This window comes from Escherichia sp. MAL-1 (assembly GCF_052948035.1).
The window spans coordinates 3,926,324-3,937,996 of sequence record NZ_CM129609.1 but is presented as its reverse complement, the minus strand read 5'-3'; the positions used below and the strand labels follow the sequence as shown (position 1 = coordinate 3,937,996).

The window sequence follows — 11,673 nt, the reverse complement described above, 5'->3', positions numbered from 1 at the left end:
CATCCGGCGAAAGTCAATCAGGACTCGCTCACCACCACCGTACCGATTTCCGGGTGGCTAAAGCTGGTAATTTTATCCAGACGTAGCTCACGGGTTTCGCCAGCGGCCTCGACGACCAGATACTCCACATTTTTGCGGGAGACTAAATCGCTGGCTTTTGCCTGCAATTTTTCGCCATCTTTCAGCTCAAGTGTCAGCATTAAATGATGCTGGCAGGCTAGCTCAAGATTATCGTAATCATCACAATTGATTGGTTGATACGTATCATTCATTGACATAATCGCTCACCAGTAAGTTTGCCGCAGCGTATGCTGCTTTTTCCCTGACAGCCTCAGAAAGGGCGTCGTCGGCAGCCATTTCATTCAGCACTTTCAAAACGCAGCCCAGCGCGTCCGGAACGTATCCTAAGTCTCCGCTGGCGATTTCCGCGTACCGCTTGCGTATTAACTCACAATATTTTTCCACATGCCCTCCTGTCAGCACTCTGACTTAACCGTGGATGCAAGTCTAAGCCTACGAAGATAAACTCTGTTTCGCAAGGTGACTATACCACACTCATTTCTGCAATATCAGCGCCGCAACTGCACGTATTCCGTTACAATGGCCTCCTGATTCGAAAGGAGTTTTCTTATGGCGCTTAAAGCGACAATTTATAAAGCGACGGTTAATGTGGCCGATCTCGACCGCAACCAGTTTCTCGATGCCTCTCTGACGCTGGCGCGCCACCCTTCAGAAACCCAGGAGCGTATGATGCTGCGCTTGCTGGCGTGGCTGAAATATGCTGATGAACGTCTGCAATTTACCCGTGGTTTGTGTGCCGATGATGAGCCGGAAGCGTGGCTGCGTAACGATCACCTGGGCATTGATTTGTGGATTGAGCTGGGGCTGCCGGATGAGCGGCGGATTAAGAAAGCCTGCACCCAGGCCGCAGAAGTGGCGCTGTTTACCTATAATAGTCGGGCGGCGCAAATCTGGTGGCAGCAAAATCAGAGCAAATGTGTGCAGTTTGCCAATCTTTCCGTCTGGTATCTGGACGATGAACAACTGGCGAAAGTAAGCGCCTTTGCCGATCGTACCATGACGCTGCAGGCAACGATTCAGGATGGCGTGATCTGGTTATCGGACGATAAGAATAATCTGGAAGTTAACTTAACCGCCTGGCAACAACCTTCATGATTGTGATTTCCCGACATGTTACTATTCCCGATGGTGAGCTTGAGATCACCGCCATTCGTGCGCAGGGCGCGGGCGGGCAGCATGTTAATAAGACCTCAACGGCCATTCATCTGCGTTTTGACATTCGGGCGTCCAGCCTGCCAGAGTATTACAAAGAGCGTCTGCTCGCCGCCAGCCATCATTTGATCAGCAGTGATGGCGTGATTGTCATTAAGGCACAGGAATACCGCAGTCAGGAACTGAACCGCGAAGCCGCGCTGGCCCGGCTGGTGGCAGTGATTAAAGATTTAACAACAGAACAAAAAGCCCGACGACCCACGCGGCCCACCCGTGCATCGAAAGAGCGCAGGCTGGCATCGAAAGCACAAAAATCAAGCGTGAAAGCGTTGCGCGGCAAAGTGCGCAGCGGTCGGGAATAAAAAGAAGGAATGGATGGTGAAAAAAGCGATAGTGACAGCGATGGCTGTAATCAGCCTCTTTACACTGATGGGATGTAATAATCGGGCCGAAGTCGATACGCTTTCTCCGGCTCAGGCTGCCGAACTGAAACCGATGCCGCAAAGTTGGCGCGGCGTGCTGCCGTGTGCTGATTGCGAAGGGATCGAAACCTCTTTGTTTCTTGAAAAAGACGGAACATGGGTGATGAACGAACGTTATCTGGGCGCGCGTGAAGAACCTTCCTCCTTCGCTTCCTACGGTACATGGGCGCGAACCGCTGACAAGTTGGTATTAACCGACAGCAAAGGTGAAAAGTCATATTATCGGGCGAAAGGCGATGCGCTGGAGATGCTCGATCGTGAAGGCAATCCGATTGAATCGCAGTTCAACTATACGCTGGAACCGGCACAATCCAGTTTACCTATGACGCCGATGACCCTGCGAGGCATGTATTTTTATATGGCTGATGCGGCGACCTTCACTGATTGCGCGACCGGAAAACGTTTCATGGTAGCGAATAACGCAGAGCTGGAGCGTGGCTACCTGGCTGCGCGCGGTCACAGTGAAAAACCGGTGTTACTGTCAGTAGAAGGTCACTTTACGCTTGAGGGTAATCCGGATACCGGTGCGCCGACTAAAGTATTGGCACCCGATACGGCAGGGAAATTTTACCCCAACCAGGATTGCAGTAGTTTGGGGCAGTAACCCGTCTTGAGACAGAAACAAACGCAAAACAGGCCAGAAGGATATATTTCAACATTTTGAATTTGCACGTTTTTTGTAGGCCGGATAAGGCGTTTACGCCGCATCCGGCAATGGTGCTCAACGCCTGATGCGACGCTGGCGCGTCTTATCATGCCTACAACCCCCCTCATACCTTAAGGCGGATAAGGCATTTACTTTATCACCGGGTCAAACCAACAAAGCGACCCGCCTTGATATAAATCCCAGGCTTCAGGTGCCCAACATACTGTAACTGCGTTTCTGGCTTAAACGCAGAGACATCGCCAGTACGCATATGCATCAGATCGGCAGGGCTAATCCAGCCTGATTGCGCCAGCGTAAGCGGATGCCCGGCTTTGGCAAATGCATCAGTGACAAATTCCGAACAAAACCACGACTTTTTGTCTCCTTCGCCCACACTGCTTAACTGCGCTTTCGCCAGGCCGCTGACGCACTGTTGGCGAAAATCCTCGGAGAACGGATTCAGTGAGCACATCTGGCGAGTCACCATAAAGGGAATAAATTCGACAATGCCGCGATAGTTATAACCGCTATCTTTGATTTTATTGGCAAACGCGGTGATATCTGTGGCTTGTTGCGGGGTAAGATCCGGGACTCGTAAGACGAAAAGCTTATCACTATGCTTCATCGCTTTTTTAAGGGAAACAATCTGGACGCCAGCGCCTGTCGCTTCTGCAACGTTATTATCACCCAGAAAGATTGCAACGTGACTCACAGAGGAAGTGCTGAAGACGCGGATTCCAAATGAGGTTACCCCAAGGCTTGAGGAGAACAGCAAATCGCCGGGTTTGAGATCAGGTGCCGTTATTTCTTTTATTGATTGTTCGGTGAAAGAGCTTTGATGCTGGAATTTGACTGCCCATGTTTTCGCCCCGGCATCTACCGCTGTGGCTGATGAGTCTGGCTGGCTGATATCTACGGTACAGGCCGAAAGTAAAAGAAAGCTGGGGAGAAGCAGGCGGTAGTACGCCTTTGGTTTATCCATTTTATACAATCCATGTAAAAAAGGGCCCTGAAATTCAGGACCCTTTCTGGCATCAGCCTTTAATCTGTTTCACCAGATATTCGACGATGTCACCAGTCTTAATTAACTGTTTCTCGCCGTTGCGACGATATTTATATTCGATATCGTCGTTGTCGAGGTTACGGTCGCCCAGCACAATAGTGTGCGAAATACCGATCAGTTCCATATCAGCAAACATCACGCCCGGACGCTCTTTGCGGTCATCCAGCAGCACTTCGATACCTTGTGCACGCAGTTCGCTGTACAGTTTCTCAGCAAGCTCCTGTACGCGGAAGGATTTGTGCATGTTCATCGGCAGAATCGCCACCTGGAACGGTGCGATCGCGTCAGGCCATACGATGCCGCGTTCGTCGTAGTTCTGCTCAATCGCCGCAGCCACAACGCGCGTTACCCCGATACCGTAGCAACCCATAGTCAGGATTTGGTTACGGCCATCTTCACCCTGTACGGAGGCTTTCAGTGCTTCGGAGTACTTGGTACCCAGCTGGAAGATGTGACCAACTTCGATACCACGTTTGATCAGCAGCGTACCCTGGCCATCCGGGCTTGGATCGCCAGCCACCACGTTACGGATATCCGCAACTTCCGGGGTAGCGACATCGCGATCCCAGTTGATGCCGAAGTAGTGTTTACCATCGATGTTAGCACCAGCAGCGAAATCACTCATCGCCGCAACGGTACGGTCAATCACCACCGGAATCGGCATGTTTACCGGACCCAGTGAACCCGGACCGGCTTTAACCACAGCACGAATTTCTTCTTCGGTCGCGAAAGTCAGCGGGCTTGCAACCTGCGGCAGTTTTTCTGCTTTAACTTCGTTCAGCTCGTGGTCACCGCGCACCAGCAGCGCAACTAACGGGAAGCTACTGCCTTCAACCGCTTTAACCAGCAGAGTCTTAACCGTTTTCTCAATCGGCAGATTGAACTGTTCAACCAGTTCCGCGATGGTTTTCGCGTTCGGCGTATCAACCAGCGTCATTTCCTGGGTAGCCGCAGCGCGCGGTTCTTTCGGCGCGATAGCTTCTGCCAGTTCAATGTTCGCTGCATAGTCAGAGGTGTCGGAGAAGACCACATCGTCTTCACCGCTCTGCGCCAGCACCTGGAATTCGTGAGAGGCGCTGCCGCCGATAGAACCGGTGTCGGCCTGTACGGCGCGGAAATCCAGCCCCATGCGGCTGAAGATTTTGCTGTAGGCCGCATACATTGCATCGTAGGTTTCCTGCAGGGATTCCTGGGAAGTATGGAAAGAGTAAGCATCTTTCATCAGGAATTCGCGGGAACGCATGACGCCGAAACGCGGACGCACTTCGTCGCGGAACTTGGTCTGGATCTGATAGAAGTTCAGCGGCAGCTGTTTGTAAGAGCTAAGCTCGTTACGAATCAGGTCAGTGATAACTTCTTCATGAGTTGGGCCGAGTACGAACGGACGCTCGCCACGGTCAACAAAACGCAGCAGTTCCGGACCGTACTGTTCCCAACGACCACTCTCTTGCCACAAATCGGCTGGCTGAACCACCGGCATCGACACCTCGATTGCACCGGCGTTGTTCATCTCTTCACGCACGATGTTTTCGACTTTTTTCAGAACGCGCACGCCGGTCGGCAGCCAGGTATATAACCCGGAGGCCAGCTTGCGGATCATCCCGGCGCGCAGCATCAGCTGATGGCTGATCACCTCGGCGTCGGCAGGTGTCTCCTTGAGAGTGGAGAGCAGGTATTGGCTAGTACGCATGTTGTTACGGTTCCAGTTGGAAGGTAGAACAGGCTCAAGGCGAGCCTGGGACAAAAAAAGTGATTTAGTTTACCAGTGCAAAAGAAATGTCAAAAGAGAAGGGCGTGAATTTAACGCGGTTCCAGCGCAAAGACTTCAAAACCTGCGTCGGTGACGCGCCAGCGAACGTTAAAATCATGTAGCCAGACGGCATAGGTTTTGCCCGTTTCCTCACCTTTACGATAGGCCGGGCGCGGGTCCTGCGCCAGTACTTCGCGGATAAACAGCGTTAACTGCGGATAACGCTTCTCCAGCGTCAAAAGCTGCTTTTCGACCTCTGCGGTAAAACTCACCGCCATCTCTGCAGCTGGCGCACTTTGCGCATAGCTGGCACTGGCATCGGGAAGCGATTCGGCAAAGGGGAGATACGGTTTGATATCCACTACCGGCGTACCATCGACCAGATCCAGACTGCCGAGCTTCAGAATCACGCTGTCTTTATGGCAAACAACCTCTTTCAGCTCTACCAGCGACATGCCAATTGGGTTAGGGCGGAAAGTAGAGCGTGTTGCGAAAACCCCCATTCTGGCGTTACCGCCGAGGCGCGGTGGACGCACAGTCGGACGCCAGCCGCCTTCCATCGTTTGATGAAAGACGAAAAGGATCCATAAATGGCTGAACGCTTCCAGGCCGCGAACGGCGTCGGCCTGGTTGTAGGGAGCAATGAGATGCAGTTCGCCGTTGGCGCTTTTTACCAGACCTGGCTGGCGCGGAACGGCGAATTTTTCTTTATAGGGCGAGCGAATAACGCCTATTTGCTCGAACTGGAAACTGCTCATTTCGCCGTAATGTTAAGCGCAGAACCGATACATACAGCCTGACGATAGCAGCCCGGCGTACCGCTGGTGACTTCGCAGCTATGCAGTAATACAGCATTGGCTTTCATTTTAGAGGCGTTGATTTGCATCCGCTTACGTGCGGTTGGAATGCTCGGCGGAGAGTCCTGATTAGAGGCCTGGCAAGAGTCGCCACTGACTTCACCGAGATCGCGGAACGGTTTGCCGACTAATTCTTCTGCATTGGTATAAATTCGGACCGGCGTGGCGCGCGGCGCTTTCGGTTTTGCAGGCTCCGCTTTCGGCTGGGGTGCAGTGCTTTGAACGGGTTCGACAGGGGATCTGCTTAACATGGAACAGCCGCTTAGCATGAGTGCTACTAAACAGATCGGTAAAGCACGCATAGTATTTCCTCAATGTATGATCAAAACGTCAATATTGAATCAGGAGCTTGTAAAAATGACAAGACGGGCAAGCGCCCGTCCTGAATGATATTACAAATTGTGGAAACAGCCTAAAAATTACCAGCCTTTAACAGCGCCGCCGTTAAACACTTTGTTTGCTGCTTCGTAAACTTCGTCAGACTGATAAGCCTGAACGAATTTCTTCACGTTCTCGGCGTCTTTGTTATCTTCACGCGTTACGATCAGGTTTACGTACGGGGACTCTTTATCTTCGACAAAGATACCGTCTTTCGCCGGAGTCAGGCCAATCTGGCTGGCATAGGTGGTATTGATAACTGCCAGAGCGATTTGCGCGTCGTCCAGAGAACGCGGCAGCTGCGGTGCTTCCAGCTCAACAATTTTCAGATTTTTGGGGTTCTCAACAACATCAAGAACGGTCGGCAGCAGGCCAACGCCATCTTTCAGTTTGATCAAGCCCACTTTTTGCAGCAGCAGCAGTGAACGACCAAGGTTAGTTGGGTCGTTTGGCACGGCAACCTGCGAACCATCCTGCAGTTCATCCAGTGATTTGATTTTCTTGGAGTAACCAGCAATCGGATAAACAAAAGTGTTGCCTACTGCGACCAGTTTGTAGCCACGATCTTTCAGTTGCTGATCAAGGTACGGTTTATGCTGGAAGGCGTTGGCGTCGATATCGCCTTTGCTCAATGCTTCGTTTGGCAGAACATAGTCGTTGAAGGTTACCAGCTCAACGTCCAGGCCATATTTGTCTTTCGCAACTTTCTGCGCGACTTCTGCTACCTGCTGTTCGGCACCAACAATCACGCCGACTTTAATGTGGTTTGGATCTTTTTCATCCTGACCGCAGCCTACCAGTGCCAGTGATCCAATCAGGGCTCCCACTGCCGCAAAGGTTTTGAATTTGAACGCCATACCTTATTCCTTCTTCAATTATTTATGTTGTGTTGAACGTTACTTGCGAGTGACAGCCCGGACGATGCGGTCGCCTGCGAACTGAATTAAATAAACCAGAATGACCAGCAATACCAGTACCGTATTCATCACCGTCGCGTTGTAGCCGATGTAGCCATACTGATAGCCAATCTGACCTAAACCACCGGCACCGACTGCACCACCCATCGCGGAATAACCGACCAGGGTAATCAGGGTGATAGTCGCAGCATTCACCAGACCCGGCAATGCTTCCGGTAACAGCACTTTACGGACGATCTGCATCGGCGTGGCACCCATTGCGCGGGAAGCTTCAATTAATCCGGTTGGGATCTCCAGCAGAGCGTTCTCGACCATACGGGCAATAAACGGTGCTGCACCAACGGTTAACGGAACAATCGCTGCCTGCAAACCAATCGATGTACCGACAATAACGCGGGTAAACGGAATCATCCATACCAGCAAGATAATGAACGGGATGGAACGGAAAATGTTCACAATCGCAGAAACGGTACGATACAGCTTCGCGTTAGCAATAATTTGCCCCGGACGCGTGACATAAAGTAGGACGCCAACCGGCAGACCAATCACAAAGCCAAAAAATCCGGATACGAAGGTCATTGCCAGCGTTTCCCATACGCCACGAACCAGCAGCCACATCATCGGCTCAGACATAACCCAGTACCTCTACTTTTACATGGTGTTCCTGCAGCCAGGCAATGGCGGCTTGCGTATCTTGTTGTGTGCCGTGCATTTCAGTCAGCATGATGCCGAACTTAACGCCACCGGCGTAATCCATCTGCGCGCTAATAATGTTGTTGTTGACGTTGAAACGACGCGCGGTTTCAGAAAGCAGTGGGGCATCGACCGATTGACCGGTAAACTCCAGACGCAACATCGGCACGCAGTCAGTGAATGGCTCCGCTTGCAGACGTTCCTGGTAATCTTCCGGGATATCCAGATGCAGGGTAGACTGAATAAACTTCTGCGCCAGCGGCGTTTTCGGATGTGAGAACACTTCACTTACCGTGTCCTGCTCGATCAGTTCGCCGTTGCTGATGACCGCCACGCAATCACAAATACGCTTCACAACGTCCATTTCGTGGGTGATCAACAGAATCGTCAAACCCAGACGGCGGTTGATGTCTTTCAGCAGTTCGAGAATAGAACGTGTCGTTGCCGGGTCCAGCGCGCTGGTGGCTTCATCACACAGCAATACTTTGGGATTGCTGGCTAATGCACGGGCAATCGCCACACGTTGTTTCTGCCCACCGGAAAGATTCGACGGGTAGCTATCATGCTTATCGCCAAGACCAACCAATGACAGCAATTCCGTCACGCGACGTTTGATCTCGTCTTTCGGTGTGTTGTCCAGCTCCAGCGGCAGAGCCACGTTGCCAAAAACAGTACGCGAAGAGAGCAGGTTAAAATGCTGGAAAATCATACCAATCTGGCGGCGAGCTTTGGTCAACTCAGATTCTGACAGCGTGGTCAGCTCCTGGCCATCGACCAGCACGCTACCCTCGGTTGGGCGCTCCAGCAGGTTTACACAACGTATAAGCGTACTCTTACCCGCGCCTGAGGCACCGATAACGCCATAAATTTGTCCAGCTGGCACATGCAGGCTGACGTTGTTCAACGCCTGGATGGTGCGGGTGCCCTGGTGGAACACTTTGGTGATATTCGAAAGTTTTATCATTGATTATTTATTATCGTCATTAAGTTAGTCGTGGCATTTCGAATGCCTGAAACGGGCAACGCCGTCAATGAAATGGATGTTAAGGCATCCAGACGTCTAAATCAATCAGGTTTATGCGAAGAGCACTTTCTTGCAGGTCGAAACATGCGATACTAGCGTCACATGCCTTATTAAGGAGCTATAAAAGGTGGCGAAGAGCGTACCCGCAATTTTTCTTGACCGTGATGGCACCATTAATGTCGATCACGGCTATGTCCATGAGATCGACAACTTTGAATTTATCGACGGTGTTATTGACGCCATGCGCGAGCTAAAAAAAATGGGCTTTGCGCTGGTGGTAGTAACCAACCAGTCTGGCATTGCTCGCGGTAAATTTACCGAAGCACAGTTTGAAACGCTGACCGAGTGGATGGACTGGTCGCTGGCGGACCGAGATGTCGATCTGGATGGTATCTATTATTGCCCGCATCATCCGCAGGGTAGTGTTGAAGAGTTTCGCCAGGTCTGCGACTGCCGTAAACCACATCCGGGGATGCTTTTGTCAGCACGCGATTATTTGCATATTGATATGGCCGCTTCTTATATGGTGGGCGATAAATTAGAAGATATGCAGGCAGCGGCTGCGGCGAACGTGGGAACAAAAGTGCTGGTGCGTACGGGTAAACCTATTACGCCTGAAGCAGAAAACGCGGCGGATTGGGTGTTAAATAGCCTGGCAGACCTGCCGCAAGCGATAAAAAAGCAGCAAAAACCGGCATAATGATTAAAAGATGAGCGATTGAAATAAAAATGCATTTTTCCACTTGTCTTCCTGAGACGACTCCCTATAATGCGCCTCCATCGACACGGCGGATGTGAATCACTTCACACAAACAGCCGATTCGGTTGAAGAGAAAAATCCTGAAATTCAGGGTTGACTCTGAAAGAGGAAAGCGTAATATACGCCACCTCGCGACAGTGCGCTAAAGCGCGTCGCAACTGCTCTTTAACAATTTATCAGACAATCTGTGTGGGCACTCGAAGATACGGATTCTTAACGTCGAAAGACGAAAAATGAATACCAAGTCTCAAGAGTGAACACGTAATTCATTACGAAGTTTAATTCTTTGAGCATCAAACTTTTAAATTGAAGAGTTTGATCATGGCTCAGATTGAACGCTGGCGGCAGGCCTAACACATGCAAGTCGAACGGTAACAGGAAACAGCTTGCTGTTTCGCTGACGAGTGGCGGACGGGTGAGTAATGTCTGGGAAACTGCCTGATGGAGGGGGATAACTACTGGAAACGGTAGCTAATACCGCATAACGTCGCAAGACCAAAGAGGGGGACCTTCGGGCCTCTTGCCATCGGATGTGCCCAGATGGGATTAGCTAGTAGGTGGGGTAACGGCTCACCTAGGCGACGATCCCTAGCTGGTCTGAGAGGATGACCAGCCACACTGGAACTGAGACACGGTCCAGACTCCTACGGGAGGCAGCAGTGGGGAATATTGCACAATGGGCGCAAGCCTGATGCAGCCATGCCGCGTGTATGAAGAAGGCCTTCGGGTTGTAAAGTACTTTCAGCGGGGAGGAAGGGAGTAAAGTTAATACCTTTGCTCATTGACGTTACCCGCAGAAGAAGCACCGGCTAACTCCGTGCCAGCAGCCGCGGTAATACGGAGGGTGCAAGCGTTAATCGGAATTACTGGGCGTAAAGCGCACGCAGGCGGTTTGTTAAGTCAGATGTGAAATCCCCGGGCTCAACCTGGGAACTGCATCTGATACTGGCAAGCTTGAGTCTCGTAGAGGGGGGTAGAATTCCAGGTGTAGCGGTGAAATGCGTAGAGATCTGGAGGAATACCGGTGGCGAAGGCGGCCCCCTGGACGAAGACTGACGCTCAGGTGCGAAAGCGTGGGGAGCAAACAGGATTAGATACCCTGGTAGTCCACGCCGTAAACGATGTCGACTTGGAGGTTGTGCCCTTGAGGCGTGGCTTCCGGAGCTAACGCGTTAAGTCGACCGCCTGGGGAGTACGGCCGCAAGGTTAAAACTCAAATGAATTGACGGGGGCCCGCACAAGCGGTGGAGCATGTGGTTTAATTCGATGCAACGCGAAGAACCTTACCTGGTCTTGACATCCACAGAACTTTCCAGAGATGGATTGGTGCCTTCGGGAACTGTGAGACAGGTGCTGCATGGCTGTCGTCAGCTCGTGTTGTGAAATGTTGGGTTAAGTCCCGCAACGAGCGCAACCCTTATCCTTTGTTGCCAGCGGTCCGGCCGGGAACTCAAAGGAGACTGCCAGTGATAAACTGGAGGAAGGTGGGGATGACGTCAAGTCATCATGGCCCTTACGACCAGGGCTACACACGTGCTACAATGGCGCATACAAAGAGAAGCGACCTCGCGAGAGCAAGCGGACCTCATAAAGTGCGTCGTAGTCCGGATTGGAGTCTGCAACTCGACTCCATGAAGTCGGAATCGCTAGTAATCGTGGATCAGAATGCCACGGTGAATACGTTCCCGGGCCTTGTACACACCGCCCGTCACACCATGGGAGTGGGTTGCAAAAGAAGTAGGTAGCTTAACCTTCGGGAGGGCGCTTACCACTTTGTGATTCATGACTGGGGTGAAGTCGTAACAAGGTAACCGTAGGGGAACCTGCGGTTGGATCACCTCCTTACCTTAAAGAAGCGTACTTTGCAGTG

The 11,673-nt window shown here is 51.6% G+C and carries 13 protein-coding genes and 1 rRNA gene; 5 read left to right on the top strand and 9 right to left on the bottom strand.

The features are described 5' to 3' along the window. Window positions 1-17 precede the first annotated feature (17 nt). Together rof and ACU8XX_RS19755 are read right to left on the bottom strand one after the other, a co-directional pair. Window positions 18-278 carry a Rho-binding antiterminator gene (gene rof, locus ACU8XX_RS19760; RefSeq protein ID WP_000062312.1) on the bottom strand — a complete coding sequence of 87 codons (261 nt, stop codon included), beginning with the start codon at window positions 276-278 and terminating at the stop codon, window positions 18-20. Then, on the bottom strand, window positions 265-465 hold the full coding sequence (locus ACU8XX_RS19755; protein WP_000417058.1) for a YaeP family protein: 201 nt from the start codon (window positions 463-465) through the stop codon (window positions 265-267). Before ACU8XX_RS19755 ends, rof begins: the two co-directional genes overlap by 14 nt. A 165-nt stretch (window positions 466-630) precedes the next feature. Here ACU8XX_RS19755 and ACU8XX_RS19750 point away from each other — a divergent pair, with 165 nt between their 5' ends. Genes ACU8XX_RS19750 through nlpE form a run of 3 tightly spaced genes read left to right on the top strand, consistent with a single transcriptional unit; the run spans window position 631 to window position 2,319 of the window. Beyond that, window positions 631-1,176 (top strand): YaeQ family protein, encoded by a 546-nt coding sequence (locus ACU8XX_RS19750; protein ID WP_001185290.1) that lies wholly within the window; start codon window positions 631-633, stop codon window positions 1,174-1,176. Next, on the top strand, window positions 1,173-1,595 hold the full coding sequence (arfB, locus tag ACU8XX_RS19745) for an alternative ribosome rescue aminoacyl-tRNA hydrolase ArfB (protein ID WP_240765269.1): 423 nt from the start codon (window positions 1,173-1,175) through the stop codon (window positions 1,593-1,595). The genes ACU8XX_RS19750 and arfB overlap by 4 nt, the downstream gene beginning before the upstream one ends. A 13-nt stretch (window positions 1,596-1,608) precedes the next feature. Then, window positions 1,609-2,319 carry an envelope stress response activation lipoprotein NlpE gene (gene nlpE, locus ACU8XX_RS19740; protein ID WP_000239183.1) on the top strand — a complete coding sequence of 237 codons (711 nt, stop codon included), beginning with the start codon at window positions 1,609-1,611 and terminating at the stop codon, window positions 2,317-2,319. Window positions 2,320-2,518: 199 nt separating this feature from the next. On the opposite strand, the gene ACU8XX_RS19735 is transcribed toward nlpE, so the two are convergent. From ACU8XX_RS19735 to metN, 7 genes are all read right to left on the bottom strand, one after another. Further along, window positions 2,519-3,343 carry a YaeF family permuted papain-like enzyme gene (locus tag ACU8XX_RS19735; RefSeq protein ID WP_001301405.1) on the bottom strand — a complete coding sequence of 275 codons (825 nt, stop codon included), beginning with the start codon at window positions 3,341-3,343 and terminating at the stop codon, window positions 2,519-2,521. Window positions 3,344-3,395: 52 nt separating this feature from the next. Further along, window positions 3,396-5,114, bottom strand: coding sequence for a proline--tRNA ligase (proS, locus tag ACU8XX_RS19730; RefSeq protein ID WP_446908311.1), 1,719 nt, complete (start codon window positions 5,112-5,114; stop codon window positions 3,396-3,398). Window positions 5,115-5,224: 110 nt separating this feature from the next. Then, window positions 5,225-5,932 carry a tRNA (N6-threonylcarbamoyladenosine(37)-N6)-methyltransferase TrmO gene (gene tsaA / locus ACU8XX_RS19725; protein WP_000094011.1) on the bottom strand — a complete coding sequence of 236 codons (708 nt, stop codon included), beginning with the start codon at window positions 5,930-5,932 and terminating at the stop codon, window positions 5,225-5,227. Further along, window positions 5,929-6,333, bottom strand: a complete 405-nt coding sequence (gene rcsF, locus ACU8XX_RS19720) for an Rcs stress response system protein RcsF (protein ID WP_001202329.1) — start codon at window positions 6,331-6,333, stop codon at window positions 5,929-5,931. Before rcsF ends, tsaA begins: the two co-directional genes overlap by 4 nt. A 117-nt stretch (window positions 6,334-6,450) precedes the next feature. Further along, window positions 6,451-7,266: a methionine ABC transporter substrate-binding lipoprotein MetQ gene (gene metQ / locus ACU8XX_RS19715; protein WP_000874226.1), complete on the bottom strand. Its 816-nt coding sequence runs from the start codon at window positions 7,264-7,266 to the stop codon at window positions 6,451-6,453. A gap of 39 nt (window positions 7,267-7,305) precedes the next feature. After that, window positions 7,306-7,959 (bottom strand): methionine ABC transporter permease MetI, encoded by a 654-nt coding sequence (locus ACU8XX_RS19710; protein ID WP_001294600.1) that lies wholly within the window; start codon window positions 7,957-7,959, stop codon window positions 7,306-7,308. Then, window positions 7,952-8,983: a methionine ABC transporter ATP-binding protein MetN gene (gene metN / locus ACU8XX_RS19705; RefSeq protein WP_000593994.1), complete on the bottom strand. Its 1,032-nt coding sequence runs from the start codon at window positions 8,981-8,983 to the stop codon at window positions 7,952-7,954. Before metN ends, ACU8XX_RS19710 begins: the two co-directional genes overlap by 8 nt. A gap of 187 nt (window positions 8,984-9,170) precedes the next feature. Between metN and gmhB the strand changes: the two genes are divergently transcribed. Together gmhB and ACU8XX_RS19695 are read left to right on the top strand one after the other, a co-directional pair. Then, window positions 9,171-9,743, top strand: coding sequence for a D-glycero-beta-D-manno-heptose 1,7-bisphosphate 7-phosphatase (gene gmhB / locus ACU8XX_RS19700; RefSeq protein WP_001140174.1), 573 nt, complete (start codon window positions 9,171-9,173; stop codon window positions 9,741-9,743). A 363-nt stretch (window positions 9,744-10,106) separates the two neighbouring features. After that, a 16S ribosomal RNA gene (locus ACU8XX_RS19695) occupies window positions 10,107-11,648 on the top strand. The last annotated feature ends 25 nt before the right edge of the window (window positions 11,649-11,673 follow it).

Bases quoted from the DNA above. Each gene is read 5' to 3' on its own strand.
- rof (WP_000062312.1), bottom strand. From the start codon at position 278: ATGTCAATGAATGATACGTATCAACCAATCAATTGTGATGATTACGAT.
- ACU8XX_RS19750 (WP_001185290.1), top strand. From the start codon at position 631: ATGGCGCTTAAAGCGACAATTTATAAAGCGACGGTTAATGTGGCCGAT.
- arfB (WP_240765269.1), top strand. From the start codon at position 1,173: ATGATTGTGATTTCCCGACATGTTACTATTCCCGATGGTGAGCTTGAG.
- nlpE (WP_000239183.1), top strand. From the start codon at position 1,609: ATGGTGAAAAAAGCGATAGTGACAGCGATGGCTGTAATCAGCCTCTTT.
- ACU8XX_RS19735 (WP_001301405.1), bottom strand. From the start codon at position 3,343: ATGGATAAACCAAAGGCGTACTACCGCCTGCTTCTCCCCAGCTTTCTT.
- proS (WP_446908311.1), bottom strand. From the start codon at position 5,114: ATGCGTACTAGCCAATACCTGCTCTCCACTCTCAAGGAGACACCTGCC.
- tsaA (WP_000094011.1), bottom strand. From the start codon at position 5,932: ATGAGCAGTTTCCAGTTCGAGCAAATAGGCGTTATTCGCTCGCCCTAT.
- rcsF (WP_001202329.1), bottom strand. From the start codon at position 6,333: ATGCGTGCTTTACCGATCTGTTTAGTAGCACTCATGCTAAGCGGCTGT.
- metQ (WP_000874226.1), bottom strand. From the start codon at position 7,266: ATGGCGTTCAAATTCAAAACCTTTGCGGCAGTGGGAGCCCTGATTGGA.
- ACU8XX_RS19710 (WP_001294600.1), bottom strand. From the start codon at position 7,959: ATGTCTGAGCCGATGATGTGGCTGCTGGTTCGTGGCGTATGGGAAACG.
- metN (WP_000593994.1), bottom strand. From the start codon at position 8,983: ATGATAAAACTTTCGAATATCACCAAAGTGTTCCACCAGGGCACCCGC.